At 69.4% G+C, this 25594-nt stretch carries 23 protein-coding genes; 15 read left to right on the top strand and 8 right to left on the bottom strand.

Going from position 1 to position 25594, the window contains the following annotated elements; translation table 11 throughout:
- Window positions 1-88 precede the first annotated feature (88 nt).
- Window positions 89-1393, top strand: a complete 1305-nt coding sequence (locus tag ACGGCP_RS13755; RefSeq protein ID WP_392965626.1) for a ricin-type beta-trefoil lectin domain protein — start codon at window positions 89-91, stop codon at window positions 1391-1393.
- Between the two features lie 56 nt (window positions 1394-1449).
- On the opposite strand, the gene ACGGCP_RS13760 is transcribed toward ACGGCP_RS13755, so the two are convergent.
- Window positions 1450-2844, bottom strand: a complete 1395-nt coding sequence (locus ACGGCP_RS13760) for a glycoside hydrolase family 43 protein (protein ID WP_392965629.1) — start codon at window positions 2842-2844, stop codon at window positions 1450-1452.
- Window positions 2845-3217: 373 nt separating this feature from the next.
- Between ACGGCP_RS13760 and ACGGCP_RS13765 the strand changes: the two genes are divergently transcribed.
- From ACGGCP_RS13765 to ACGGCP_RS13775, 3 genes are all read left to right on the top strand, one after another.
- Entirely contained in the window at window positions 3218-4171 is a 954-nt protein-coding gene (locus tag ACGGCP_RS13765; protein WP_392965631.1) for an ABC transporter permease, read from the top strand.
- 13 nt (window positions 4172-4184) lie between these two features.
- Window positions 4185-5141 (top strand): carbohydrate ABC transporter permease, encoded by a 957-nt coding sequence (locus ACGGCP_RS13770; RefSeq protein WP_392965633.1) that lies wholly within the window; start codon window positions 4185-4187, stop codon window positions 5139-5141.
- A gap of 79 nt (window positions 5142-5220) precedes the next feature.
- Window positions 5221-6873 carry an ABC transporter substrate-binding protein gene (locus ACGGCP_RS13775; protein WP_392965636.1) on the top strand — a complete coding sequence of 551 codons (1653 nt, stop codon included), beginning with the start codon at window positions 5221-5223 and terminating at the stop codon, window positions 6871-6873.
- A 51-nt stretch (window positions 6874-6924) separates the two neighbouring features.
- Here the strand turns inward: ACGGCP_RS13775 and ACGGCP_RS13780 are convergent, their stop codons facing one another.
- Both ACGGCP_RS13780 and ACGGCP_RS13785 read right to left on the bottom strand, forming a co-directional pair.
- Entirely contained in the window at window positions 6925-8238 is a 1314-nt protein-coding gene (locus tag ACGGCP_RS13780; RefSeq protein WP_392965637.1) for an L-fuconate dehydratase, read from the bottom strand.
- A gap of 109 nt (window positions 8239-8347) precedes the next feature.
- Window positions 8348-9358, bottom strand: a complete 1011-nt coding sequence (locus tag ACGGCP_RS13785) for a LacI family DNA-binding transcriptional regulator (RefSeq protein ID WP_392965641.1) — start codon at window positions 9356-9358, stop codon at window positions 8348-8350.
- A 113-nt stretch (window positions 9359-9471) separates the two neighbouring features.
- Here ACGGCP_RS13785 and ACGGCP_RS13790 point away from each other — a divergent pair, with 113 nt between their 5' ends.
- Both ACGGCP_RS13790 and ACGGCP_RS13795 read left to right on the top strand, forming a co-directional pair.
- Complete coding sequence (locus ACGGCP_RS13790; protein ID WP_392965644.1) at window positions 9472-10494, top strand: zinc-binding dehydrogenase; 1023 nt, start codon at window positions 9472-9474, stop codon at window positions 10492-10494.
- Between the two features lie 3 nt (window positions 10495-10497).
- Window positions 10498-11253 (top strand): SDR family oxidoreductase, encoded by a 756-nt coding sequence (locus tag ACGGCP_RS13795; protein WP_392965647.1) that lies wholly within the window; start codon window positions 10498-10500, stop codon window positions 11251-11253.
- A 67-nt stretch (window positions 11254-11320) separates the two neighbouring features.
- Here the strand turns inward: ACGGCP_RS13795 and ACGGCP_RS13800 are convergent, their stop codons facing one another.
- Window positions 11321-12421, bottom strand: coding sequence for a PQQ-dependent sugar dehydrogenase (locus tag ACGGCP_RS13800; protein ID WP_392965649.1), 1101 nt, complete (start codon window positions 12419-12421; stop codon window positions 11321-11323).
- Window positions 12422-12940: 519 nt separating this feature from the next.
- Here ACGGCP_RS13800 and ACGGCP_RS13805 point away from each other — a divergent pair.
- The 4 genes from ACGGCP_RS13805 to ACGGCP_RS13820 all read left to right on the top strand — a co-directional run bounded on the left by ACGGCP_RS13805 (window position 12941) and on the right by ACGGCP_RS13820 (window position 17401).
- Window positions 12941-14620: an extracellular solute-binding protein gene (locus ACGGCP_RS13805; protein WP_392965651.1), complete on the top strand. Its 1680-nt coding sequence runs from the start codon at window positions 12941-12943 to the stop codon at window positions 14618-14620.
- 123 nt (window positions 14621-14743) lie between these two features.
- Complete coding sequence (locus tag ACGGCP_RS13810; RefSeq protein WP_392965653.1) at window positions 14744-15766, top strand: ABC transporter permease; 1023 nt, start codon at window positions 14744-14746, stop codon at window positions 15764-15766.
- 5 nt (window positions 15767-15771) lie between these two features.
- The gene (locus ACGGCP_RS13815) at window positions 15772-16686 is read left to right on the top strand and encodes a carbohydrate ABC transporter permease (RefSeq protein WP_392966305.1); all 915 of its coding nucleotides are present in this window, start codon (window positions 15772-15774) and stop codon (window positions 16684-16686) included.
- 25 nt (window positions 16687-16711) lie between these two features.
- Window positions 16712-17401 carry a glycosyl transferase gene (locus ACGGCP_RS13820; protein WP_392965655.1) on the top strand — a complete coding sequence of 230 codons (690 nt, stop codon included), beginning with the start codon at window positions 16712-16714 and terminating at the stop codon, window positions 17399-17401.
- On the opposite strand, the gene ACGGCP_RS13825 is transcribed toward ACGGCP_RS13820, so the two are convergent.
- Window positions 17398-18282: a LysR family transcriptional regulator gene (locus ACGGCP_RS13825; protein ID WP_392965657.1), complete on the bottom strand. Its 885-nt coding sequence runs from the start codon at window positions 18280-18282 to the stop codon at window positions 17398-17400. The genes ACGGCP_RS13820 and ACGGCP_RS13825 overlap by 4 nt on opposite strands.
- A gap of 126 nt (window positions 18283-18408) precedes the next feature.
- Between ACGGCP_RS13825 and ACGGCP_RS13830 the strand changes: the two genes are divergently transcribed.
- Together ACGGCP_RS13830 and ACGGCP_RS13835 are read left to right on the top strand one after the other, a co-directional pair.
- Entirely contained in the window at window positions 18409-19341 is a 933-nt protein-coding gene (locus ACGGCP_RS13830) for an aldo/keto reductase family oxidoreductase (protein WP_392965659.1), read from the top strand.
- A gap of 78 nt (window positions 19342-19419) precedes the next feature.
- On the top strand, window positions 19420-20250 hold the full coding sequence (locus ACGGCP_RS13835) for a hypothetical protein (RefSeq protein ID WP_392965662.1): 831 nt from the start codon (window positions 19420-19422) through the stop codon (window positions 20248-20250).
- Between the two features lie 131 nt (window positions 20251-20381).
- Here ACGGCP_RS13835 and murF read toward each other — a convergent pair whose 3' ends face one another.
- A complete protein-coding gene (murF, locus tag ACGGCP_RS13840; RefSeq protein WP_392965664.1) occupies window positions 20382-21806 on the bottom strand; it encodes a UDP-N-acetylmuramoyl-tripeptide--D-alanyl-D-alanine ligase in 1425 nt (474 codons plus the stop codon).
- A gap of 115 nt (window positions 21807-21921) precedes the next feature.
- Between murF and ACGGCP_RS13845 the strand changes: the two genes are divergently transcribed.
- Genes ACGGCP_RS13845 through vanX form a run of 3 tightly spaced genes read left to right on the top strand, consistent with a single transcriptional unit; the run spans window position 21922 to window position 24518 of the window.
- Window positions 21922-22899: a D-isomer specific 2-hydroxyacid dehydrogenase family protein gene (locus tag ACGGCP_RS13845; RefSeq protein ID WP_392965666.1), complete on the top strand. Its 978-nt coding sequence runs from the start codon at window positions 21922-21924 to the stop codon at window positions 22897-22899.
- The gene (vanA, locus tag ACGGCP_RS13850; protein WP_392965669.1) at window positions 22892-23920 is read left to right on the top strand and encodes a D-alanine--(R)-lactate ligase; all 1029 of its coding nucleotides are present in this window, start codon (window positions 22892-22894) and stop codon (window positions 23918-23920) included. The genes ACGGCP_RS13845 and vanA overlap by 8 nt, the downstream gene beginning before the upstream one ends.
- Complete coding sequence (gene vanX, locus ACGGCP_RS13855) at window positions 23910-24518, top strand: D-Ala-D-Ala dipeptidase VanX (protein ID WP_392965672.1); 609 nt, start codon at window positions 23910-23912, stop codon at window positions 24516-24518. Before vanA ends, vanX begins: the two co-directional genes overlap by 11 nt.
- Here the strand turns inward: vanX and ACGGCP_RS13860 are convergent.
- Complete coding sequence (locus ACGGCP_RS13860; protein WP_392965675.1) at window positions 24515-24916, bottom strand: cupin domain-containing protein; 402 nt, start codon at window positions 24914-24916, stop codon at window positions 24515-24517. The two genes, vanX and ACGGCP_RS13860, sit on opposite strands and share 4 nt — an antisense overlap.
- Before the next feature lie 133 nt (window positions 24917-25049).
- Window positions 25050-25586 carry an EF-hand domain-containing protein gene (locus ACGGCP_RS13865; RefSeq protein WP_392965677.1) on the bottom strand — a complete coding sequence of 179 codons (537 nt, stop codon included), beginning with the start codon at window positions 25584-25586 and terminating at the stop codon, window positions 25050-25052.
- Window positions 25587-25594: the final 8 nt, after the last annotated feature.

The raw sequence follows: 25594 nt of genomic DNA on the forward strand, positions 1-25594 counted from the left end.
GGCCCGGCCGCACCCTCCGCACCGGACCTCTCATGCGCTGCCGACCCGCAGGTCTCCCATGAGCCCTATCCACGAGGAGTTTCGTCCGATGTCGCGATTCAGATCCGTACTCGCGTGCCTCGCCGCCGCGATCGTCATGGCGACGGCCGGGGCGGCGACGGCGCAGGCCGCCGACACGCCCCGGGCCGCCGACGTGACCGCGGCGGCCAGCACCGGCTGCGGCAAGGCCCCGACGCTCAACAGCGGCACCCACACGATCCAGAGCAGCGGCCAGAACCGCAGCTTCATCCTGAAGGTCCCTGCGAACTACGACCGAAACAAGCCGCACAAGCTCATCTTCGGCAACCACTGGTGGGGCGGCACCGCCAACGACGTCGCCTCCGGCGGCTCCGACGGCGCCGTCTACGCCCACTACGGGCTCGACGCACTCTCCAACGGCTCGGCGATCTTCATCGCCCCGCAGGGCCAGAACAACGCCTGGGCCAACGGCAACGGCATCGACGTCACGTTCTTCGACGACATGATCCGCCGCGTCGAGGCCGACCTCTGCGTCGACCAGTCGCAGCGGTTCTCGCTGGGCTTCAGCTACGGCGGCGCGATGAGCTACGCCCTCGCCTGCGCCCGCCCGGACGTGTTCCGCGCGGTCATCGCCATCGCCGTCCCCGGTCCCGTCAGCGGCTGCAGCGGCGGCTCGGGCGCGGTGGCGTACTTCGGCATCCAGGGCGTGAACGACAGCATGCCGAACGCGCGGGCGATGCGCGACCGCTTCGTGGCCAACAACGGCTGCGCGGCGATGAGCCCGCGTGAGCCCGCCGCCGGCAGCGGCACGCACATCACCAGCAACTACTCGTGCCGCGACGGCAAGCCGGTCCGCTGGGCGGCCTTCGACGGCGGCCACCAGCAGGGCCCGGTCGACGGCTGCACGGGCTGCGAGAGCGGCGCCCGCAGCTGGGTGAAGGGCGAGGTCTGGAACTTCATCAGCCAGTTCTCCTCCACCCCGCCCGCCCAGACCGACCAGGTCCGGAACGCCGCGGCGAACCGCTGCCTCGACGTCGCGGCCCAGTCCACCTCGAACGGCGCGCTGCTCCAGCTGTGGGACTGCCACACCGGCGCGAACCAGCAGTGGACGGCCACCGCGTCGAAGCAGCTCCAGGTCTACGGCAACAAGTGCCTCGACGCCGAGGGCGCGGGGACCGCGCCGGGCACCCGGATCATCATCTGGGACTGCCACAGCGGGGCGAACCAGCAGTGGAACGTCAACGCGAACGGCACCATCACCGGCGTCCAGTCCGGCCTCTGCCTCGGCACCGTGAACAACGGCACCGCCAACGGCACCGGAGTGGTCCTGGCGACCTGCAACGGCTCGTCGAGCCAGAGCTGGGCCCTGGTCTGACCTGTTACCGCGCATGAAGGAACGGGCCTCCCTCACGGGAGGCCCGTTCCGCGTTCCTACGCCGCGAACTGCCACGAGTCCACGTTGAACAGGTAGCCGCTGCCGCCGGTGAACCGCAGGTACAGGTCGTGCGTGCCGGTCGCGCCGCTGACCGGGCAGGACACGTTCGTCCAGGTCTGCCAGCCGCCGGTCCCGGCGACCGTGCACGCGGCGACGCGGGTCCCGGTCGGGCTGTCGAGCCGGACTTCGAGCGTGCCGCCGCCGGTCGCCGAGGCGACGCGGGCCGTGAACGTTCTCGCACCGGTGCCGAACGCCGCGCCCTTGACCTTGACCCAGTCCCCGTTCTCGATCCAGCCGATGTTCATCCCGCCGGAGCTCGCCCGCTCGGTCTCGATCCCGTTGGCCCAGGCGATCGTCTCGGCCTCCTGGCGCGCATAAGGGTTGAGCGTCCCGATCTGCGGTGCCCCCGTCGAGGTCATGTTGATGGTCGGGAACGTCCCGTCGGCGTTGTAGCTGAACTTCTCGACGGCCACCGACCTGGTGAAACCGCCGCCGCCCGGCAGCGCGCCGTTGTGGTAGAAGAAGTACGACCCTCCCTTGTAGTCGATGACCCCGGCGTGGTTGGTGAAGCTGGAGCCCTGCGTCGGCATGATCGTGCCCCGGTACGTCCACGGCCCGGTCGGCCCGGGGGAGGTCGAGTACGCGATGAACTCCGAGCAGCACTGCGCCGCGAACACCATGTAGTACAGGCTGTTCCGCTTGTAGAACCACGGCCCCTCCTCGTAGAGGGTGGGCCGCTGGGCGTTGTTCGGCCGCGAGCCGAAGCCCTGCGCCGTCAACTGGACCTTGACGGGCGAGCCCGAGAACGAGGTCATGTCCGCGTTGAGCTTCACGTACCAGAGGTTCGGGTTGCCCCAGTACAGGTACGCCTGGCCGTCGGTGTCGATGAAGACCGAGGGGTCGATCTCGCCGTTCTCGACGAGCGGGCGCCCGATGGCGTCCCGGAACGGGCCGGTCGGGCTGTCGGCGACGGCCACGCCGATGGCCATCCGGCCAGTGGCGTCGTTGACCACCGGCACGTACCAGTAGAACTTGCCGTTCCGCTCGACCGCCTGGCCCGCCCACGCGTCCTGGCGGGCCCAGGCGAACGTGTCGATGCTCAGCGGCGAGCCGTGGTCGGTCCAGTTGACCATGTCGTCGGTGGACCAGACCCGCCAGTCCTTCATGGTGAACCAGGTCGAGCCGTCCTCGTCGTGCCCGGTGTAGAGGTAGAGGCGGCCGTTGTGGACCAGCGGCGCGGGGTCGGCGGTGTAGACGGTCTGCACGATCGGGTTGTCGGCCTGTGCCGGGTCGGGCGACGGATCGGCGGCGGTGCCGAGCAGCGCCGCGGCGAGCACGGCGGCCAGCGCCGCCGCCGCGGCCCTGCGCCGGCCGGTCAGGAGGGTCTTCATGGATACCTCGTCTCGAAACGTTCGCGGTCATCCTCGAAAGTTCAGGAGTGTGAAACTCAGGGTAGCCATGGGGTTTTCATCTGTAAATAGATTGCTGTCGATGTGTTGTCCCGGTTTCACACCGCAGAGATGGGATCAATTCCCGATAGGTCGAGAGATTCATGGGAGCAAATGCCATGAATCCGGGTCATTCGACACCTCACGGCATCCCAGCCGTCGCAATGATCTGATCTTTTCTCGCTTCAGGTATTGACGCCCTTGAGTGCGCCAATTTACCGTGAACAATCACGGAGCCGGATCGCGAAGGAGCGGGCGTGAGTTTCAGTGACGGGGCGTGTCGCATTGCGGCACAAGGAAACAAGGGTCCGGAACGATGACCGCGGCGGCAGGGCCGCGGGAGGCGGCCGCGATACGTGATCGTCGGCGGAGGACCCGCAAGAGCAGCCTCCGCGAGCACTGGCAGCTCTATCTGCTGCTCGTCCTCCCGGTCGCCTACTTCATCGTCTTCCAGTACATCCCCATGGCGAACAACGTGATCGCCTTCAAGGACTACAACGTGGTCCAGGGGATCTGGGGGAGCCCGTGGGCCGGGTTCGACCACTTCGAGCGGTTCTTCGCCAACCCGGTCGCGTGGGACCTCATCCGCAACACCCTGATGCTGAGCCTCTACGGCTTCCTGGCCGGGTTCCCCATCCCGATCATCCTCGCCTTGGCGCTCAACGAGGTCCGGGCGCGGTTCTTCAAGCGCACCGTCCAGATGGTCACGTATGCGCCGCATTTCATCTCGACGGTCATCGTCGTCTCGATGCTCATCCTGATCTTCTCGCCGCGCATCGGGTTCATGGCCGACGCGCTCGGCTTCTTCGGGATGAACGAGAACCTGCTGGCCCAGCCCGACGCGTTCCGCTCGGTCTACGTGTGGAGCGACGTCTGGCAGACCGCCGGGTACTCCGCGATCATCTACATGGCCGCGCTCGCCGGGATCGACCCGAGCCTGTACGAGGCCGCCCGCCTCGACGGCGCGAGCCGCCTGCGCAAAATCTGGCACGTCGACCTGCCCGGCATCGCGCCCACAGTGGTGGTCGTGATGGTCCTGAGCGTCGGCTCGATCATGGCGGTCGGGTTCGAGAAGGCGTTCCTGCTGCAGAACCCGCTCAACCTCTCCACTTCGGAGATCATCGCGACCTACACGTACAAGACCGGCCTGCTCAACGCCGACTTCAGCATGGCCACGGCGGTCGGGCTGTTCAACTCGCTCATCAACCTGATCCTCCTCCTGGCCGTCAACACCGTCTCCAAGCGCGTCACCGGCAACGGGCTGTGGTGAAGGGAGCAATGCGATGATCCTCGACTCCGCCGCCCCGGCGGGCCTCGGCACCGAACCGGAGGCCAAGCGCCGCAAGCCCAGACGCCGCTCCGTCCACATCCAGGACACCCGCGTCGACCGGATGTTCATGGTCGGCGTGTACGCCCTGCTGACGACGTTCCTGCTCATCGTGCTCGTCCCGCTGGTCAACATCGTCGCCAGCTCCTTCTCCAGCCCGGCGGCGGTGTCGGGCGGGCGGGTGTTCCTGTGGCCGGTCGACTTCACGCTCATCGGCTACCAGGCGGTGCTCACCAGCGACGCCATCCTCACCGGCTTCGGGAACTCGCTGTTCTACGCCGTCGTCGGCACGCTCGTCAGCGTCACGCTGACGGTGATGATCGCCTACCCGCTCTCGCGCGCGGAGCTGCGCGGCCGCAAGGTCCTCATCGGCGGCGTGCTGTTCACGATGCTGTTCTCGGGCGGCCTGATCCCGACCTACATGGTGGTGCGCGCGCTCGGGCTGCTCGACACGAGGTGGGCGCTCATCCTCCCCGCCGCGATCGGCGCGTGGCAGGTGCTCATCGCGATGACCTTCTTCCGCTCCTCGATCCCGGGGGAGCTGTACGAGGCCGCCCGGCTCGACGGCGCGTCGGACCTGCGGTTCCTGTGGTCGGTCGTGCTGCCGCTGTCGAAGCCGCTGCTGGCGGTCATCGCGCTCATGTACGGCATCGGCCAGTGGAACTCGTACTTCAGCGCCCTGATCTACCTTCGCAGCGAGGAGCTGTACCCGCTGCAGCTGGTGCTGCGGAACATCCTGATCGTCAACAACACCGGCGGCACCAACCTCGCCGACCAGATGGCCGCCGAGCAGATGGCCGACCTGATGAAGTTCTCGCTCATCGTCGTCTCCACTGTGCCCGTCCTGCTCGTCTACCCGTTCGTGGCCAGGCACTTCACCAAGGGCGTGATGCTCGGCTCCGTCAAGGGCTGACCCGCCCCCAGACCTCGCCGGACCGGCTCGACGGCGATTCCTCACGCCCGATCACCTCCTCATCGAAAGGCAGTCAACGATGACCACCAGATTCGCCCGAGCGGCGGCGGCCGGGGCGGCATTGGCCGTGTCGGCAGGCGCGTTCGCCGCGTGCTCCAACGAGCCGGAGACCACTCCGGACGACGTGATCACCATCTTCGCGCCGCAAGGCGAGGACGCCGACCTGGACTCGAACGCGTTCACGAAGCTCCTCGAAGAGAAGTTCGACGTCGACCTCCAGTTCGAGACCACCACCTGGGACGGCGCGGCGGCGGCGGAGAAGCGGCAGATCTCCCTCGCCAGCGGCGACTACCCCGACGCGTACATGCTCATCCCGTGGGTCGACCAGTTCTCCGCCGACGAGCTCGTGAAGCTCGGCGGCCAGGGCGTGGTCCTGCCGCTCGACGGCCTCATCGGCGAGGACACGCCGAACCTCACCGCCGCGTTCGAGAAGGAGCCCGGCTTCAAGGAGCTGGCGACCTCCCCGGACGGGAAGATCTGGGGCATCCCCGCCTGGAACGACTGCTACCACTGCTCGTATCCGTCGAAGCTGTGGATGAACTCCGCCTGGCTCGACACTCTCGGGCTCGAGCAGCCGACCACGCCCGAAGAGCTGCGCACCGTCCTGGAGGCCTTCAAGACCCAGGACCCCAACGGGAACGGGAAGGCCGACGAGATCCCGCTCTCCTCGGCGGGCGGCAGCTCGCTGCTCTCGTACCTGATGAACCCGTACGTCTACACCGCCGAGATGTACGCGAACGCGGAAGGCGTCACCCCGGCCACGCTCGGCGCGGTCGGCGGCGAGGTCGTCCTGCAGCCGACCCGGGACGAATGGCGCGAGGCGATCGCGTACGTCGCCTCCCTCTACGAGGACGGCCTGATCGACGAGGGCGCCTTCACCCAGAACGGCGAAGCGCTCAACGCCAAGGGCAACAGCGCCGAAGGCGTCATCGTCGGATCGGTCGCCGTCATGCACCCGTGGTTCGTCACGAACGACCACGAGGACGGGCGCTACGCCCAGTACGACGCGGTCGCGCCGCTGACCGGGCCGAACGGCAGCGACGCGACCTACAGCGGCGGCGGCGCCGGGGCCGCCGCGGGCGCGACGTTCGTCATCACGAACCGCTCCAGCGAGGCGAAACAGAAGAAGCTCATGCAGATCCTGGACTTCATGGTCTCCTACGAAGGCCACCTGCTCGGCGAGTTCGGCGTGGAGGGCGTCAACTGGTCGCGGCCCGAGGCGGGCGACGTGGCCCTCGACGAGGCCATGGAACCGAACTTCAAGGTCCTCACCCCGCCCGAGGGCGAGGGCCTGAACAACTCGTGGGGCCCGATCGCGCAGTTCTTCAGCGACGCCGAGTTCCGCAACGGCCAGGTCACCGCGACCGACGTCTACACTCCGGAAGGCTACGAGCGCCGTCTGTTCGAGGCCACGAAGCTCTACGAGGGACACGAGTCCCCGGAGCTCTTCCCGTACTGGGACGTGGCCGTGACCGGTGAGACCGCCACCGAGCTCGCCACGATCCAGACCAACGTGGAGAACTTCGTGACCCAGGCGAGCGCGGAGTTCGTCACGGGCGTCCGCGACATCGGCAGCGACGACGACTGGGCCGAGTTCCAGCAGAACCTCACCGACCTCGGTGCCGAACGGTACGTCGAGATCTACCAGACCGCCTGGGACGACACCAAGTAGCAGCAGCAAGCGGGAGCGGCCGAGGCCGCTCCCGCTTCGTGTCGGCTTGCGCTACTTGGCCTCCGCGCGGGACTTCCAGTAGGCCCCGTCTGGGAACGCGTACTCCGCGACCGACGACTCGTGTATCTCGGCCGAGTACCCGGGCCTGGCCGGGAGCAGGTAGTTCCCGTTCTCGACCAGGCACGGGTCGGTGAAGTGCTCGTGGAGGTGGTCGACGTACTCGGTCACCCTGTCCTCCAACGTGCCCGAGACGCACACGTAGTCGAAGATCGACAGGTGCTGCACGAGCTCGCACAGGCCGACCCCGCCCGCGTGCGGGCACACCGGGACGCCGAACTTCGCGGCCATCAGGTACACGGCGATGATCTCGTTGACGCTCGCGAGCCGCGCCGAGTCGAGCTGGAGGTAGTCGAGCGCCTCGGCCTGCAGCATCTGCTTGAACAGGACCCGGTTCATGCCGTGCTCGCCGGTGGCGACCCCGATCGGGGCGACCGCGCGGCGCACGGCCGCGTGGCCGAGCACGTCGTCCGGGCTCGTGGGCTCCTCGATCCAGTGCGGCTCGAACTCGGCGAGGGCCTTGACCCACTCGATGGCCTCGGGCACGTCCCACACCTGGTTCGCGTCGATCATGAGCTTCGCGTCCGGGCCGATGACCTCGCGGGCGATCGCCAGGCGGCGCCGGTCCTCCTCGAGGTCGGCCCCGACCTTTAGCTTGACGTGCCGGTAGCCCTCGTCCACGGCCTCCTGGAGGAGCCGCCGCAGCTTGTCGTCGCTGTAGCCGAGCCAGCCCGCGCTGGTGGTGTAGCACGGGTAGCCGCCGCGGGCTTCGAGGTCCGCGACGCGCTCGGCGCGCGTGCCCTGCTTCTCCCGCAGGATCCCAAGGGCCTCTTCGCGAGTGAGCACGTCCGAGAGGTACCGCAGGTCGGCGGCGTCGACCAGCTGCTCGGGGGTCATGTCGGCGAGGAGCCGCCACAGGGGCTTGCCCGCCGCGCGTGCGGCGAGGTCCCACACGGCGTTCATGACGGCCGCGAGCGCGATGTGGACGACGCCCTTCTCCGGTCCGAGCCAGCGGTACTGCGAGTCGGACTGGAGCTCGCGGTAGAGCGCGCCGGGATCGTTCACGACGGCGTCGAGGTCGCGCCCGATGAGTTTCACGGCCCACTGGAGGGCTGCGGCGGTGACGATGTCGTTGCCGCGCCCGATGGTGAAGGTGAACCCGTACCCGGAGAGGCCGGGGTCGTCGGTGCGGACGACGACGTAGGCGGCGGAGTAGTCGCCGTCCTTGTTCATCGCGTCCGAGCCGTCCATGCTCAGCGAGGTGGGGAAGCGGACATCGTGTGCCTCGACGGCCTCGATGGTGGTCATACGGTGGTCCTCAGGTGGTGGTCGGGGCGGGCCTCAGTCGGTTTGCGCAAACGATTGATCAGGCGTTGACCTTAGCCGTGGTCGCTTTCGAACGCAAGAGGGGACGGCCTCAGCCGCGCGGAGGGGCGGTCGACTCCCGCTCGATGAGGACCGGTTCCGGGTCCTCCACGCTCAGGTGCTCGACCGGCCCGCCGTCGACGACGCGGGCGAGCGCGGCGGCTGCCGTGCGCCCGAGTTCGTAGAGCGGCAAGCGGACGCAGGTGAGCGGCGGCCAGGTGTGCGCGGCCGTCCACGCGTCGTGGATCGCGACGACCGACAGGTCTCCGGGGACCGCGACGCCCTGCGCCCGCGCCTGAGCGAGCACGCCCACAGCGGCGTTGACGTTGGCCGCCACGATCGCCGTGGGCCGCTCAGGCAGTGCCAGCAGCTCCGCGGCCGAGGCCCGCCCGTCCGCCTCCCGGTACCCGCGCCAGGTGACGAGCGCAGGCTTGCCCGGCAGGCCCGCCGCCAAGAGCGCCTTCAGGAACCCGTCGGCCCGCCGCTGCGCAGTCGGCGACGCGGCGAGGCCCCCGGCGAAGCCGATCCGCTTGTGCCCCAGTGCGATCAAGTGCTCCGTCGCCTTCCGCGCCGCGAGCGCGTCCGGCACGACCACCGAGCTGGCGCCCGGAATCCGCTGGTGGATCGTGACGATCGGGGCGCGCTCGCCCACGGACTGCGCCAGCTCATCGGGGTCGGTGCCGTCGCGAGGCTGGAGCACGATGCCGTCGACCCGGCCCTCGCCCACGAGCCGGTCGAACATGGCCCCGCCCGGCTGCATGTCCTCGCTGCGCGCCAGCAGCATGACGCAGCCGCGCGCCACGGCCTCGTCCTCGACGCCGCGCGTCAGCTCGGCGAACAGCGAGTTCGTCACGTCCGGCACGATGAGCGCGATGACGTCGGTGCGCGCGAGCTTCAACGCGCGCCCGGCGAAGTTCGGGTGGTAGCCGACCTCCCCGGCCGCCTTGCGCACCCGCTCCCTGGTCGCCTCGCTGAGCCGCGCCGACGGGTCGCCCGAGAGCACCCTGGACACCGCCGACACCGAGACGCCCGCCCGGGCCGCCACATCGCTGAGTTTCGCCACGGCTCCAGTATCGCCTATCCCGGAAACCCTTGAGCAAACGATTGCGCAATCGTCGTATGTGTGCGATCCTCATCGGCGACCGACCACACCCCGTCGTCCCCCGAGGAGGCACCGTGCTCGCCGCACAGTACGCAGGAAACCGGACCATGACCGTGGGCGAGGCCGAACCGTCCCCGCCCGCGCCGGGCGAAGTCCAGATCGCCGTGGCCTACAACGGGATCTGCGGCACCGACCTCCACATCCTCAGCGGCCACATGGACGCCCGCGTCCAGACCCCGGCCGTCATCGGCCACGAGATGAGCGGCACCGTCGCGGCCCTCGGCGACGGCGTCGCAGGCTGGAACGTCGGCGACCCGGTCACCGTCATGCCCCTCGCCTGGGACGGCACCTGCCCGGCCTGCGAGGCCGGGAACTCCCACATCTGCCAGAACCTCGACTTCGTCGGCATCGACTCGCCCGGCGCGCTCCAAGGCCGTTGGAACGTCCCCGCCGACCTGCTCGTGCGCCTCCCCGCGACCCTGTCGCTCGAGCACGCGGCCCTCGTCGAGCCCACCGCCGTCGCCGTCCACGACGTCCGCCGGGCCGAACTCGAAAAGGGCCAGAAGGCGGTCGTCATCGGCGGCGGCCCGATCGGCGTCCTCATCGCCGCAGTCGCCCGCTGCTTCGGCGGCGAAGTCGCGGTGATCGAGTTGGACGACAAGCGCCGCAAGGCCGTCGCCGACCTCGGCTTCACCGCCCTCGACCCCCGCGACGACACCGCCGCCTGGGTCGAGGAGTGGACCGGCGGCGCGGGCGCCGACGTCGTCTTCGAGGTCTCCGGCGCGGCCGCGGCCGTCCTCGGCGCGGTCGACTACGCCAAGGTCCGCGGCACCCTCGTCGTCGTCGCGATCCACCCCGAGCCCCGCCCGGTCAACCTCCAGCGCGTCTTCTGGCGCGAACTGCGCCTCCTCGGCGCCCGCGTCTACCAGCGCGACGACTTCGAGACCGCCGTCGCGCTGCTCGCCACAGGCGCGATCCCCGCCGACGCGCTCATCACCAAGACCGTTCCTCTGCAAGACATCCAGGCCGCGTTCGACGCCCTCCAGAGCGGCGACGCGATGAAGATCCTCATCGACGTCCAAGCAGGACAGGAGTAACCAGTGCAGCTGTTCGACCTCCACGGCCGCCTCGCGGTCGTCACCGGCGCCAAGCGCGGCATCGGCTTCGCCATGGCCGAAGCCCTCGCCGAGGCAGGAGCCGACGTCATCGGCGTCTCCGCCACGATCGAACCCGAAGGCTCCGCGATCGAGAAGCGCGTGAACGCACTGGGCCGGAGGTTCCGCGCGATCCGAGCCGACTTCAACGACCCGGCCCAGGTCGCCGAACTCGCCGACGCCCTCGCGGCCGAACCGGTCGACATCCTCGTCAACAACGCCGGCACGATCCGCCGCGCCCCCGCCGCCGAGCACCCCGACGCGTACTGGGACGAGGTCCTGCAGGTCAACCTCACCAGCCAGTTCGCGCTCAGCCGCGCCGTCGGCGCGTCGATGCTCGAACGCGGCGGCGGCAAGATCGTCTTCACCGCCTCGCTCCTGAGCTTCCAGGGCGGCATCAACGTCCCCGGCTACGCGGCAGCGAAGTCCGGCATCGCCGGGCTCACGCGCGCGCTCGCGAACGAGTGGACCGCCCGCGGCGTCACCGTGAACGCGATCGCGCCCGGCTACATCGCCACCGACAACACCCAAGCGCTGCAAGACGACCCCGACCGCTCCAAGGCGATCCTCGAACGCATCCCCGCCGGACGCTGGGGCCGCGCGGGCGACCTCGCGGGCGCGACCGTCTTCCTCGCCAGCGCCGCCTCCGACTACGTCTCGGGCGCGGTCATCCCCGTCGACGGCGGCTGGCTCGGCCGCTAGGGGAGGGACCGCGCACGGCCGTCGTCCGGCCCTCCCGGCACGACCCCGGGAGGGCCTTCCAGCGCGGTCAGCCGAGGGCGATCCGCAGAATCCGGTCGTCGTCCGGGCCGGGGTCGCCGCGCCCGTCGGTGTTGTTGGTGAGCACCCACAGCGACCCGTCGGGGGCGACCACCACGTCCCGCAGGCGGCCGTACTCCTCTACATAGTGCTCGGTGGAGGTGCCCGGATCGCTCAGGTGCACTTCGAACAGCCGCCGCCCGCGCAGGTTCGCGATGAACGCGGTGCCGCCCGCGATCGCCATGCCTGACGGGCTGGCCTCCTCGGGGCTCCACTGCTGCACCGGATCGGTGTAGTCGCCGTTCCCGGCGATGCCCTCGACCTCGGGCCAGCCGTAGTTCGCGCCAGGCTCGACTACGTTCAGCTCGTCCCACGTGTTCTGCCCGAACTCGCTGGCCCACATGGCACCCGACTCGTCCCACGCGATGCCCTGCGGGTTGCGGTGCCCCCACGAGTAGACGAGCGACCCGGGGAACGGGTTGTCCTCGGGTGCGCCGCCGTCCGGCGTCATCCGCAGGATCTTGCCCGCCAGCGACTCCCTGTCCTGCGCGTTCGGAGGGTTCCCGGCGTCGCCCGCCGTGGCGTACAGCATCCCGTCCGGACCGAACGCGATGCGCCCGCCGTTGTGGTAGCTAGCGGCCGGGATCCCGGCCAGGATCTCCTGCGGCGCACCGAGACTGAGCGAGCCGGCGGTGCCTTCGAGCGGGAACCGCTCGATGCGGTTCTCGTCGGACCCGGTGAAGTACACGTACAGGAACCCGTCGAGGACCGCGATCCCGAGCAGCCCGCCCTCGCCGGTCCCGGCGACGCCGTCGACGACGCCGACCTCGCGGGCCTCGCCTGCAACGTCGAGTTCCAGGATCCTGGCGCTGTCACGCTCGCTGATGAGCGCCGTGCCCTCGTGGAACGCGATCGACCAGGGGGCTTCGAGTCCGCTCGTGACGACCTCGGGTTCGCCGAGCCGGGGCGCGGCCTCGGTCGGCGCGGGCGCGTCGCTCGTGGCCGGGTCGGTGGTCGGCGCCGGGTCCTCCGGCTCGTCGCTGCACGAGGCGAGCGGCACGGCCGCGAGCGCGGCCCCCGCGAGCCGCAGTGTCTGACGTCTGGTGGACATGGACCGTCCTTCCCTCTCGGCGCCCTCCACTGTAGGTGTGCCCGAATCGTTATGGGAGGCCCTGCCAGGGCTTCCCTGGACATTCGGGACGCGGTGCGCCTTATATCCCGCTTATCGCTCCGGTCAGTCATCGGATCTTTGGAAGTTCCGGGAGTTGCTGGTGTGGATAAGGCTTGCCTAGGCCCGGCTATTCGACGTGGAATCGACGAATCGGCGCTTAGGAGGGTGTACCGGATTCCGGGTCGATCATCGCCGCCATCGGTGGCGCTGCCTGGGAAAATCGCTGACCGAATGGTCGGTTTGCCATGATTTCGCAGGATCGCCGAATGTCCTCGGAATCTCACTCTCCGTGTTTCACGGGTCACGAAAAGAGATTCATTGACATCACTGGTTCCAGTAACTAAGCTCTGGAAGTTATCGGAAATAGCCCCGAAAGTTTCGATCGTTACGGCAGTGAGATCTCGCCCACCGAGAATGTGTGGAGGGCGGAGTTTTTGGGCCATCTCAAGGAGGAGAGACATGTCAGTGTTCGAGCGGACCCCCGGCGGAGCCACCCGTCGCGGAGTCATCGGATTCTCGCTCGCCGCGTCCGGCGTGGCCGCGCTGGCGGCCTGCAGCGACGACGGCGGCGGCGCTGAGGTCGACGTCGACGCCCAGTCGAAGGGCGCGATGGAGGACTTCGCCGCCGACATGCAGTTCACGGCCACCGAGGCCTTCACCCTTTCGGTCCTGTGGACCGACTGGCCGGACCTGCCCATCACCGACAAGTGGCAGTTCTTCAAGGAGATCGAGAAGCGCACCAACGTCAAGATGGAGCTCACGAACATCCCGTTCAGTGACGCCACCGAGAAGCGCAGTCTCCTGATCAGCGCGGGCGACGCCCCCACTGTCATCCCGCTGGTCTACACCGGCGAGGAGAACTCGTTCGTGTCCTCCGGCGCGATCCTGCCGATGAGCGACTACGTCGAGCACATGCCGAACTTCCAGAAGTACGTGGAGGAGTGGGACCTCGGCGAGATGATCGACAACCTGAAGCAGGCCGACGGCAAGTACTACATGCTGCCGGGCCTCCAGGAGGTCTCGGTCCCCGTGTTCACCGTGGTCATCCGCAAGGACGTCTTCGAGTCCGTCGCGGGCGGCGTGCCCGAGACCTGGGACGAGATGCGCGAGGCCCTGGTCAAGATCAAGGCCGAGTACCCCGACTCCAAGCCCCTCGCGGACGGCTTCGAGGGCATGTCGATGCTCAACTACGCGTCGCACGCGTGGGGAGCGCGGGCCGGCTGGGGCTTCGGCAACGGCATGGTCGACGACGGCTCCGGCAAGCTGGTGTACACCCCGGTGACCGAGGGCTACAAGCAGATGGTCGAGTTCTTCCGCGGCCTCGTCGAGGACGGCCTGCTCGACACCGACTCGATGACCGCGTCGAACGACGGCACCGGCGGCGGCAGCGTCACCGAGAAGGTCGCCGCCAACCTCGTGTTCGCCGCGTCCGGCTCGCCGGGCACCGCGATCGAGTTCCAGCAGGCGCTCAACGAGACCGTCGGCGAAGGCAACCACGAGGTCGTCGTGATCCCGCCCCCGGGCGGCCCGTTCGGGCAGGTCTGCGAGCCGCGCAACTTCTGGAACGGCTTCATGCTGAACGCCGAGATCGCGGAGTCGGAGAACTTCCTCGCGATCCTCCAGTTCCTCGACTGGCTCTACTACAACCAGGAGGCCCGCGAGCTGCTCCGCTGGGGCGTGCTCGACGAGACCTACACCAAGGACGCCTCCGGCAAGATCACCCTGAAGCCGGAGTTCCGCCTCGACGCGTACAACATCAACGCCGGTGCGGCTACGGACATCCAGAAGGACCTCGGCTGGTCGAACGCCGTGTTCGCCGACTCGTCCGAGTCCCGGGCCCTCAAGGAGTCCTACAACTCGCCCGCCTTCGTCGAGTACATCGACGCCGTGCTTTCGAGCCGTACCCCCCGCGACCCGAACCCGCCCGCGCCGCTCGACGAGATGGAGCTGGAGCAGTCCTCGCTGCTGGCGACCCCGCTCAAGGACGCCGTCGACACGAACACGCTGAAGTTCATCCTCGGCGACCGCGACATCGCCGAATGGGACGCGTTCGTCGGCGAACTGGAGGCCGCGGGCCTGCAGCAGTACGTCGACCTCATCAACACCGCCCGCGAGCGCTTCGAGGAGGAGAACTCCTGATCCGGGGCCGGGGTGGCTGGTGAGCACGGCTTCGCCGCATCAGCCGCCGCGGCTGGTGAATACGGCTTCGCCGCACTCACGAATCAGCCGCTCTGACCCCGGCCCGGACGGGAGGGAGCACCTATGCCCCTCACTCAAGACGAGCAGACCCCGCGGGCCGAGGCCCGCGGGGCCACCGCCGACGGCGCGGTTCCGAAGCAGCCCGGCGCGGCCGCCAAGCCCAAAGCGCGGCCCCGCAAGCGGAAGGTGACCTGGCGGCAGGCGTTCAAACGCGACTGGCAGCTGTACACGCTCGCCATCGTGCCGCTGATCTTCTTCCTGGTGTTCAAGTACGGCCCGATGGTCGGCAACGTCATCGCGTTCCGGCGCTTCCGCCCCGGCGGGAGCATCTTCGGCGACGAGTGGGTCGGCGTCCGCTACATCGAGATGTTCATCAACGACCCGTCGTTCTGGCACGTCTTCACGAACACGGTGATCCTGGGCAGCCTCACGATGGTGGTGTGCTTCCCGCTGCCGATCGTGCTGGCGCTCATGCTGAACGAGGTCCGGCAGACGTACTTCAAGAAGTGGGTGCAGTCGATCTCGTACCTGCCGCACTTCCTGTCGATCGTCATCATCGTCGGCATGGTCATGCAGCTGACGTCGATGGAGGGCACGGTCAACCAGATCGTCACCTCCTTCGGCGGCGAGGCCGTCCCGTTCCTCCAGCGCGCCGAGTGGTTCCGCTTCATCTACGTGAGCTCCGAAGTGTGGCAGACCGTCGGCTGGGGCACGATCCTCTACCTGGCGGCCCTGACCTCCATCGACGACTCCCTGTACGAGGCGGCGAAGATCGACGGCGCGAACCGCTGGCGGCAGACCTGGCACGTCACGCTGCCGGGCATCCGGCCGACGATGGTCACGCTGCTGATCCTCAACATCGGCTCGTTCCTGAACGTGGGATTCGAGAAGGTGTTCCTGCTGTACAACCCGCTCACGTACGAGACGGCCGACGTCATCTCGACGTACCTCTACCGGGTCGGCCTCGTGTCGAACAATCTCAGTTATGCGACGGCGATCGGCCTCTTCCAGGCGCTGATCGGCCTCGTGATGGTGCTTTCCGCGAACCTCATCTCGCGGCGGACGACGGGGACGAGCCTGTGGTGACCGACATGCGCACGGCCGACATCGGTTCGGTGAAACCGCGGGTGACCGCCCGGACGAGGGGCGAGCGGGCGTTCGGCGTCGTCAACGCGGCGCTGCTCGTCATCATGTGCCTGGTGATGCTGTACCCGTTCATCACGGTGCTCGCCCAGTCGTTCAGCTCCTCCGGCGCGATCAAGGCCGGGCAGGTGAACTTCCTGCCGGTCGGGTTCAACGTCGACACGTACGCCATCGTCATGTCGGACGGCACGTTCTGGCGCAACTACGGCAACACGGTGCTCTACACCGTGGTCGGCACGACCATCGCCATGGTCCTCACCACGACCTACGCGTTCGTGCTGTCGAAGCCGCACCTGAAGGGCCGCAAGGTCCTCATCGGCATCGCCGTGTTCACGATGTTCTTCAACGGCGGCCTCGTGCCGAACTACGTGCTCATCTCCGCGCTGGAGATGAAGAACACCATGTGGGCGATCGTGCTCCCGGGCGCGATCTCGGTGTTCAACCTGCTGGTGATGAAGGCGTTCTTCGAGAACCTGCCGAAGGAGCTCGAAGAGGCCGCGCAGATCGACGGCCTCGGCTGGTACGGCATCTTCGGGAAGATCGTGCTGCCGCTGTCGAAGGCCGTGATCGCGACGATGGTGCTGTTCTACTCGGTCGCGTTCTGGAACGACTGGTTCGCCGCGTTCCTGTACCTCGACAAGAGCGAGCTGTTCCCCATCACGCTGTTCCTGCGCAACCTCATCGCGGGCGCGTCCTCGACGGCGTCCGAAGGGGCCGCGGCCGCGGGTTCCACGACCGCGAACGTGGCGGCGAACATCCAGGCGGTGACGATGATCCTCACGATCATCCCGATCCTCACGGTGTACCCCTTCGTGCAGCGGTACTTCGTTTCGGGCGTCATGCTTGGATCGGTCAAGGGCTGACGAACGCAAGGGAAGGGGCGACAGCATGAGCACGCAGCAGCACGCGGGGGAGATCGGGCCGGGGGTCCTCTCCCGGTTCACCGCCGCGGTCTACCGGCACCTCGTCCTCGGGGTGTTCCTCGCGGTCGCGGGAGCGCCGACGCTGCTGGCGTGGATGCTGCTCGCCCCTGACCCGGGCAACGCCGTCTGGTTCGTCGCGGCGCTCCTCCCGGCGGCGCCCGCGCTCTCGGCGGCGCTGTACGCGCACCGGGCCTGGGCCAAGGAACCGGACCTGAGCCCGGCCCGCCCGCTCTTCCGGGGCCTGCGCATGAACCTGCGCGACACGCTCGCGTGGTGGGTCCCGGTGCTGGCGCTGGCCACGGTCCTCGCCGTGAACGTGCTCTTCGCGGGCCAGGTCGCCGGCGGCGCGGTCCTGCGCCCGGTGTGCCTGGTGCTCCTCGTCGTGCTCGCCGTGTACTCGGGCCACCTGCTGACGGTGTCCTCGTTCTTCTCGTTCCGGTTCCGGGACGTGCTGCGGGTGGCGGCCGCGGAGTTCTTCCTCTCCTGGAAGTCCTCGCTCGGCGTCCTCCTGCTCCTCGCCGTCGCCGTGGGGACCGTGCTCATGAGCTCCGAGGCGGTGCTGCTCCTGCTCGCGTGGGCGTTCGCGGCGATGCTGTGGCTCGTGGTGCGGCCGGTCGTCGCCGACATCACGAAGCGCTTCACCGCCGAGTCCTAGCCGCGCGGCTCCTTGACCAGTTCGAGGAGGTGCGCGGCGGGGGAGTCGGGCCGGTTCCGCCCGGCCGACACCGCCGAGACCGTCCACTCTGGTGCGTCCTCGGCCGCGATCGGCAACGCCCGCAGCCCTTCCGCCTGCGGCTTGGCCGCCACATGGCGCGGCACCACCGCGATCCCGAGACCCCGGCAGACCAGGTCGAGCAGCGTGTGGACGTCGTTGACCGAGCTCCGGACGCGGCGGTGCACCCCGCGCGCGGCGAACGCGGCGTCGTTCAACGTCCGCATGCCCCACGACGGCCCGAAGTCCACGAACGCCTCGTCCGCCAGCGCCTCCCACCGCACCGACGCTTTCGCGGCGAGCGGGTGGTCGGGCGGCAGCAGCGCGAGCAGCGGCTCGCGGCCGAGCTCCAGGCGCGGCAGGCCGCTCAGGTGCCGGTCGGTGCCGACGAACGCGACGTCCAGCTCCCCGGCCCGCAGCAGCCCGATGAGGTCGTGGGAGCCCGACTGCACGAAGTGCGTCTCGACCCGCGGGTGCCTGCGGTGGAACCGGTCGAGCAGCGAGCCGATGTCGACCCCGCCGAGGCACTGCTCCGAGCCGATCCGCAGCGTCCCGGCGAGGTCCTTGCTGGCCTTGACGACCGCGTCGCGCGCTCCGGCGGCCTGCTCCAGCATCGCCCGCGCGTACGGCAGCAGCGCGAACCCGGCCTCGGTCGGCTCGACCCGCCTGGTCGTGCGGATGAACAGGCTCGTGCCCAGTTCCTCCTCGAGCCCGCGGATCGCCGCCGACAGGCCCGACTGCGAGATCCCCGTGAGCTCGGCGGCGCGAGTGAAGTGCCTCTCATCGGCGAGCGCGACCAGGTACTCCATCTGCCGCAGATCCATGAACGACGCCCCGTGCTTCTCAATCCCATGATTACCAGTTGTTGGACTTCTAGATTACCGGTACATAGCATCTACAGGGCGGCCCACCAGGGGCTCCGCGTTCACCGCTGCGGCGAGGAGAGACCGATGAAGACCTTCACCATGCCAGGCACCGACATCACCGCACCGAACGTGGTGCTCGGCCTGATGCGCATCCAGGAGAAGACGGACGAGGAGGTCCGCACGCTCGTCAAGACCGCGCTCGACTCCGGCATCACGTTCCTGGACCACGCCGACCTGTACGGCTCCTCCCGCCACGGCTGCGAGCGCCGCTTCGCCGAGGCCATGAAGCTCACGCCCTCCGAGCGCGAGCGGCTGGTCATCCAGACCAAGACCGGCATCATGCACCCCGGCCCGTACTTCGACTTCTCGTACGAGCACATCACCGAGTCCGTCGACGAGTCGCTGGCCGCGCTCGACACCGACTACCTCGACATCCTGCTGCTGCACCGCCCCGACGCGCTGGTCGAGCCCGAGGAGGTCGCCCGTGCGTTCGACGACCTGCACGCCGCGGGCAAGGTGCGCGCGTTCGGCGTCTCGAACCACACCGGCCGCCAAATGGACCTGCTGCGCAAGTACGTGAACCAGCCGATCGTGGCGAACCAGGTGCAGCTGTCGATCACCCACGCGCCCCTGATCGCCCAGGGCATCGCCGCGAACATGCAGGGCCTCGACCAGTCGGTGGTCCGCGACGACGGCATCGTCGACTACTGCCGCCTCCACGGCATCACGGTCCAGGCGTGGTCGCCGTTCCAGGCGGGCTTCTTCGACGGCCCGTTCCTCGGCTCCGAGCGCTACCCGGAGCTGAACGCCGTGATCGACCGGCTCGCCGCGAAGTACGACGTGCCGCCGATCGCGATCGCGGTCGCCTGGATCACCCGCCACCCGGCGCAGATGCAGGTCGTCATCGGCACGACCAACCCCGAGCGCGTCGCCGCCTCGGCGCTGGGCTCGGACGTCCCGCTGACGCGCCCGGAGTGGTACGAGCTGGTGCGCGCGGCGGGCTACACCGTGCCCTAGCACGTTCGGACACAGTGGATTAGCAGCGGATTTGTACACTGGGCGGGTTTCGGTGACCCGCCCAGGACAAGGACCCCCATGACCGCACCAGTGCCCGGCCCGGGGGCGCTCGTCTCGTACATCCGCACCGGCAGCCGCGAGGCCCGCATCGCCTACCGGGAGCTTCCGGAGAAGGAGCGGCTCGCGTACCACGCGACGGTCGAACGCGTCTTCGAGACCGCGATCGCGCACCACTGCGGCCTGTACCCTTCCCGGGAGGAGGTGTACGACCTGATCAAGCGGACGGGCGAGCGCCATCCGCAGTACGCGGGCGGCACCAGGCGCGTGATCCTCGCTCTTGTGGACGGTGCGTCGAGCGGGGGCATGAGCGTCAGGCAGGTCCTCACCGCCCAGCACCTCGTCATCCGCGAAGTCGCCAAACTCCACCCGGACTTCCTCGAAGCGGCCGAGACCATCGTCGAACCCGGCCTCGAGTTCACCGGCACCGACCGCCAGCACGCCGTCTCCGTGACGCTCCGCCTCGACGGCGGCCTCCATGCGCTCGAACTCCACCGCGGGGCCGAGCGGATGGGTGTCAAGACCCTCGCCACGTGCCTCGTCCGCGCCTGGGTCGAGGCCGAGAAGCAGCGCTGGATCCGCGCCAAGGAACTCGGCCGCCACGACGACTTCCCCGAGATCGGCTCCGGCAAGGGCGGCGGCGACGCCCACCGCCATGAGGCGTACTCCACCGGCGGCCTCTGCCGCGCCACAGTGGACCGCTACGGTCGGCTGCGCGCGTTCACCTTCATGCGCACCGCCCTCTTCGACGACGGCCGCCTCGCCCTCGCCGCCAAGATCCGCGAAGCCGTCACGAAGGCGCAGGCGGGGGCCGCCGCCGAGGCGAAGGCGGAGCTCGAAGCCTCACGCTGAGCGTCGCTTTCCTTGCGGCGCAGAGCGACGAGTGCGAGTCCGCCAGGTGGCTTGACCGGCCCCCGGGGTCGGGTGTGTCCGGATCTGAGCGCCCCCGGCATCCATGATGGCGGACGGGTGTGACATCCCCGCTAGACGCTTGCGGCGATCGCGTCGGCGACCTCGTCGAGGCGGGCCTCTCGGGAGGCCTTGACCAGGACGACGTCGCCGGGGGCGAGATGGGCGCGCAGCCAGTCGATCGCCGCCGCGTTGTCCGCCAACGCGATCGTTTGAGCGCCAACCCCGGCGGCGACCGGCCGGGTCGTCCCGTCGACCGCGTCCGCCACGTCGGCCCGCGCCTCGGCATGCTGCCTCGCCCCGGCGGCGATCAGTTGCGACAAGCCGCCGACCGCCAGCACCATGTCCGCCTTCGCGCCGGCGTACCGGCCGAGCGCGACGTGCTCGGCCTCGCTCGCGTCCCCCAGCTCCGCCATGTCGCCGAGGACGGCGATGCGCCGTCCGCCCTCGAACGAGGCGAGCGCGTCCAAGGCGGCGCGGCCCGAGTCCGGGTTGGCGTTGTAGGAGTCGTCGAGCAGTGTGATCCCGCTCGGGAGATCACGCAACTCCATGCGCCCCTTCGAGAGGGAAGCGTCGGCCAGCGCGGCGGCGGCCGCATCGAGCGGGACGCCCGCGGCCAGCCCCGCCGCCACCGCGGCGGCCGCGTTGAGCGCCTGGTGCGCCCCGATGAACGGCAGCGCGACCCGCGCCGAGCCCCCGGCGGTCCGCAGCGTGAACGCCGGTCGGCCGAGCCGGTCCAGCTCCAGGTCGACCACCCGCACGTCCGCTTCCCGAGCGCGGCCGAACGTCAGGACCGGGCCGTCGGTGAGCGAGCGCATCGCCGTCACGGCGGGGTCGTCGGCGTTGAGCACCGCTGTCCCGTCGGGCGCCAAGCCCCGCACCAGTTCTCCCTTCGCCTCGGCGATCGCCTCGCGCGTGCCGAAGTAGCTCAAGTGCGCCTGGCCGACGTTGAGCACCACCGCGACATCGGGCGGCACCAGCGCCGCGAGCAACGCGATGTCGCCGACCCGGCGCGCCCCCATCTCCAAAGCGAGGCAACGGGTCCCGGCGTCGGCGCGGAGCATCGTCACCGGCACCCCGAGCTCGTTGTTCATCGACCCGGCCGTGGCGATCGTCGGCGCGCTGCTCGCGAGCACGGCCCCGACCAGGTCCTTGGTGCTGGTCTTGCCCTGTGAGCCGGTGACGCCGACGACCGTGAGGCCGTCGCGGAGCCGCGCGATCACATGCGCCGCAAGGGTCTGCAGCGCCGCCTGCGCATCGGCGACGACGACCGTGGGCAGCTTCGTCGGCCGCGACCCGAGGACGGCCACGGCCCCGGCGTTCCCGGCCTGTCCGGCGTAGTCGTGGCCGTCGGCGTGCTCGCCGTCGAACGCGACGAAGAGCCCGCCCGGCTCGGCCAAGCGTCCGTCGAGTACCGCCGGGGCGGTCACCTCGACGTCCTCGCCGGAGGTCGTGCCGCCCGTGATCGCGGCGATCTCGCGGAGGCTGAGCGGGATCATGCGCGCCCCCTGTCAGTGTCTCGGTTCATGCGCACAGTCAAGGCGGCCCGGCCTATCGCGGGCGTATCGAAAACGCCATACGCTCCTGTAACGCCGCGTCCCGTTGACTCCTCGCATGCTCAAGAGTGAACCGGTCGGCATCACGGCCTACGGGTGCGGCGAGGACGAGGCGGCGCTGTTCCGCGAGCGGGCGGCGTCCTTCGGCGTCGCCCTCTCCCTCACCGCCGCACCGTTGAGCGAGGCCAACGCGGACCTCGCGGCGGGGAACCGGTGCGTCAGTATCGGCCACAAGACCCGCGTCACCGGGGCCGCGCTGCGCGCGCTCGCCCGCGCCGGCGTCGCGTACGTCTCGACCAGGAGCATCGGCTACAACCACATCAGCGTCCAGTACGCGCGGAGCCTCGGCATCGAGGTCGGCAACACCGCGTACTCCCCGGACAGCGTCGCCGACTACACGCTGATGCTCATGCTGATGGCCGTCCGCCACGCGAAGTCCACGGTCCTGCGCGCCGAAGTCCACGACTACCGGCTCCACGAGACGCGCGGCAGGGAACTGCGGGACCTGACCGTGGGCGTCGTCGGCACCGGCCGCATCGGCGCGGCCGTCATCGACCGCCTGCGCGGCTTCGGCTCCCGCGTCCTCGCCCACGACAACACCCCCAAGACCGACGCCGAGTACGTGCCCCTCGACGACCTGCTGCGCCGCAGCGACATCGTCACCCTCCACACCCCGCTCAACGCCGGTACGCACCACCTCCTCGACCGGGAGCGCCTCTCGCGGATGCGTCGCGGCGCGTACGTCGTCAACACCGGGCGCGGCGCGCTCGTCGACACCGAGGCCCTGCTCTCGGCCCTGGAGAACGGCAGGCTCGGCGGCGCGGCCCTCGACGTGCTCGAAGGCGAGGAGGGCGTGTTCTACACCGACCGGCGCGGCACGCCCGTCGACGGCAAACCGCTGCCGCGCCTCCAGCAGCTGCCCAACGTGATCATCAGCCCGCACACCGCCTACTACACCGACCACGCGCTCAGCGACACCGTCGCGAACTCCATCGCGAACTGCGTGCGATTCGAAGAGAGGAACCAGCATGGCTAAGTTGCAGATCGGCATCGTCTTCGGCGGCCGCTCCGAGGAGCACCCCGTCTCGGTCAAATCGGCGCGGGAGGTCGCCGAGAGCCTCGACCCCGCCAAGTACGAGCCGTACTGGATCGGCATCACCGAGGACGGCGCGTGGCGGCTCTGCGACGGCCCCGGCCCCGGTTGGGAGGACGGCCGCCCGGCCGTCATCTCGCCCGACCGCACCCGCCCCGGCCTGCTCGTCCTCGACGAGCGCGAGACGATCCGCCTCGACGTCGTCCTGCCCGTGCTCCACGGCAAACTCGGCGAGGACGGCGCGATCCAGGGCCTCCTCGAACTCTCCGGCATCCCGTACGTCGGCTGCGACGTCCAGAGCTCCGCGCTGTGCATGGACAAGACCCTCACCTACCTCGTCGTGCGCGAGGCCGGGATCGCCGTGCCCGACTTCTGGACCCTCGACGCCGACGAGAAACCCGAGAAGCCGCTGCCGTACCCGGTCTTCGTCAAACCCGCCCGCTCCGGCTCCTCCTTCGGCGTCACCAAGGTGACCCGTGAAGCCGACCTGGCCGAGGCGATCGCCACCGCCAGGCGGTACGACGCGAAGGTCCTCATCGAAGCGGCCGTCGACGGCAGCGAGATCGGCTGCGCCGTCCTCGGCAACGGCGAGCTCTTCGCTTCGGAGGTCGACCGCGTCGCGCTCTCCCACGGCTTCTTCCGCATCCACCAGGAGGACGCGCCCGAGACCGGCTCCGAGAACGCCGCGTTCATCGTCCCCGCCGACATCCCCTCCGACTCGCGCGCGCTCGTGCGCGAGACCGCGAAGGCCGTCTACCGCGCCCTCGGCTGCCGGGGCCTGGCCCGCGTGGACCTGTTCCTCAAACCGGACGGCACGGTCGTCCTCAACGAGGTGAACACCATGCCCGGCTTGACCTCCTACAGCCGCTATCCGAGAATGATGGCGGCCTCGGGACTGCCTCTCGCCGAGGTGGTCGACCGGATGGTCGCGCTGGCGCTGGAGGGAACGGCCGTTGCGGGATGACTTCGCCTACGTGGACGAACTGGTGCCCGGCATCCGCTGGGACGCGAAGTACGCCACCGCCGACAACTTCACCGGCGCCCCGGTCGACGGCTACCTGAACGGCCGCGTCGTCGGCACCCGCGCGCTGTGCGCGGCCCTCCTCGCCGCCCAAGGGAAGGCGGCGGCGGTCGGCTTCGGCCTGCTCGTGTGGGACGCCTACCGCCCGCAGCGCGCCGTCGACCGCTTCCGGGAATGGACCGAGCAGCCCGAGGACGGCCGGACCAAGGCCCGCCACTACCCGAACATCGACAAGTCCGAGATGTTCGCGAAGGGCTACGTCATCGCCCGGTCGGGCCACTCCCGGGGCGGCACCGTCGACCTGACCCTCTGCGACCCTGCCACCGGCGAACCGGCCCCGATGGGCGGCGGCTACGACCTCATGGACGAGGTCTCACACCACGCCTTCGACGGACTCACCGCGACCGAGGCCCGCAACCGCCGCCGCCTCAAGTCCATCATGGAGTCCTGCGGATTCCGCCCGTACCAGTACGAGTGGTGGCACTACACCCTGAAGGACGAGCCCTATCCGGACACGTACTTCGACTTCCCCGTCGCCTAGGCGCCCCTGAGCGCCGGCTCCCGGTCGGGGGCGTGGAGGCGCAGGGACTCCTGTTCGGCCGGGTCGGTCCGGGCGACGAGGGCGGTGACGTCCTCGTCGCCGACGACGGGCTGGTGGAGGACGCCCGGCGGGATGTAGACCATGTCGCCGGGCTCGAGGTCGGCGAGGTGCTCGAGCTCGTCGCCGTAGCGGATCTGGTGGCGGCCCGCGAGGACGTAGATCGCCGACTCGTGGCCGTCGTGCATGTGGGGGACCGTCTCGGTGTGCGCCTCGATGAACACCCGGTGGAGGCACAACCGCTGCGACCCCACCGACTCCCGGGAGACCCCCGCGGAGAACCGACCGCCCTGGGCACCTGTGTAAGTGCCGTTCTCGCTCTTCATGATGACCACGTTCACGGCCACACCATATCGGCATCCGCGCGGCGCGGCGGCCTTCTCGAGGTCGCCCGGTGTGTCCCGTGTGTCCGTTTTCGGTGCGGGCGGTCCCTCGCGGATGACACGGGGGACCGCCCGTCGCGGCGATCGGCGCTTACGCGTTCGCGATCAGGTCGATGGACTGCTCACGGGTGTAGTACTCGGTCACGGCCGCCATGGCCTCCTCGAGGGTGATGCTGCCGTCGCCGTCGCGGTCGACCGACTGGAGTTCCTTCTCGACGACCCGCGTGTTCGAGCCCATGGCCTGGAGCGCCCTGGCCCACTCCTCGACCGAGACGCTGCCGTCGCCGTCGACGTCGGCGATCGCGATGACGCTCTGGACCCAGGGGCGCGCGATCGCGTCGAACCCTTCGGGGTTGTCGAGCAGCCGCACCTCGGCGCCCTCGATGAACTCGCCCTCGCTGATCGAACCCGACCCGTCGGCGTCGGTGGCCTCGGCCAGCCCGACGAAGAACCGCTGTGCCCCTTCGAGGATGGCCGACGCCTTCGGCGAGCCCTCGGGGATCGCGAACTCCTCGATGACGCGGCGGGCCATCGCCTCGAAGTCGGCGGCGGTGACCTCGCCGTCGCCGTCGACGTCGAAGGTCGCGAACCGGCTGCGCATCTTCGCACGGTAGTCGTTCTGGCTCATGGAGTCTC

Origin of the sequence: Glycomyces sp. NPDC048151 (assembly GCF_043202775.1) — a bacterium.
Lineage (GTDB): Bacteria > Actinomycetota > Actinomycetes > Mycobacteriales > Micromonosporaceae > Glycomyces.

What these genes read in the sequence shown, in the direction of transcription:
- ACGGCP_RS13755 (WP_392965626.1), top strand. Translation starts at nt 89, where the DNA reads ATGTCGCGATTCAGATCCGTACTCGCGTGCCTCGCCGCCGCGATCGTC.
- ACGGCP_RS13760 (WP_392965629.1), bottom strand. Translation starts at nt 2,844, where the DNA reads ATGAAGACCCTCCTGACCGGCCGGCGCAGGGCCGCGGCGGCGGCGCTG.
- ACGGCP_RS13765 (WP_392965631.1), top strand. Translation starts at nt 3,218, where the DNA reads ATGACCGCGGCGGCAGGGCCGCGGGAGGCGGCCGCGATACGTGATCGT.
- ACGGCP_RS13770 (WP_392965633.1), top strand. Translation starts at nt 4,185, where the DNA reads ATGATCCTCGACTCCGCCGCCCCGGCGGGCCTCGGCACCGAACCGGAG.
- ACGGCP_RS13775 (WP_392965636.1), top strand. Translation starts at nt 5,221, where the DNA reads ATGACCACCAGATTCGCCCGAGCGGCGGCGGCCGGGGCGGCATTGGCC.
- ACGGCP_RS13780 (WP_392965637.1), bottom strand. Translation starts at nt 8,238, where the DNA reads ATGACCACCATCGAGGCCGTCGAGGCACACGATGTCCGCTTCCCCACC.
- ACGGCP_RS13800 (WP_392965649.1), bottom strand. Translation starts at nt 12,421, where the DNA reads ATGTCCACCAGACGTCAGACACTGCGGCTCGCGGGGGCCGCGCTCGCG.
- ACGGCP_RS13805 (WP_392965651.1), top strand. Translation starts at nt 12,941, where the DNA reads ATGTCAGTGTTCGAGCGGACCCCCGGCGGAGCCACCCGTCGCGGAGTC.
- ACGGCP_RS13810 (WP_392965653.1), top strand. Translation starts at nt 14,744, where the DNA reads ATGCCCCTCACTCAAGACGAGCAGACCCCGCGGGCCGAGGCCCGCGGG.
- ACGGCP_RS13815 (WP_392966305.1), top strand. Translation starts at nt 15,772, where the DNA reads ATGCGCACGGCCGACATCGGTTCGGTGAAACCGCGGGTGACCGCCCGG.
- ACGGCP_RS13820 (WP_392965655.1), top strand. Translation starts at nt 16,712, where the DNA reads ATGAGCACGCAGCAGCACGCGGGGGAGATCGGGCCGGGGGTCCTCTCC.
- ACGGCP_RS13825 (WP_392965657.1), bottom strand. Translation starts at nt 18,282, where the DNA reads ATGGATCTGCGGCAGATGGAGTACCTGGTCGCGCTCGCCGATGAGAGG.
- ACGGCP_RS13830 (WP_392965659.1), top strand. Translation starts at nt 18,409, where the DNA reads ATGAAGACCTTCACCATGCCAGGCACCGACATCACCGCACCGAACGTG.
- ACGGCP_RS13835 (WP_392965662.1), top strand. Translation starts at nt 19,420, where the DNA reads ATGACCGCACCAGTGCCCGGCCCGGGGGCGCTCGTCTCGTACATCCGC.
- murF (WP_392965664.1), bottom strand. Translation starts at nt 21,806, where the DNA reads ATGATCCCGCTCAGCCTCCGCGAGATCGCCGCGATCACGGGCGGCACG.
- ACGGCP_RS13845 (WP_392965666.1), top strand. Translation starts at nt 21,922, where the DNA reads ATGCTCAAGAGTGAACCGGTCGGCATCACGGCCTACGGGTGCGGCGAG.
- vanA (WP_392965669.1), top strand. Translation starts at nt 22,892, where the DNA reads ATGGCTAAGTTGCAGATCGGCATCGTCTTCGGCGGCCGCTCCGAGGAG.
- ACGGCP_RS13865 (WP_392965677.1), bottom strand. Translation starts at nt 25,586, where the DNA reads ATGAGCCAGAACGACTACCGTGCGAAGATGCGCAGCCGGTTCGCGACC.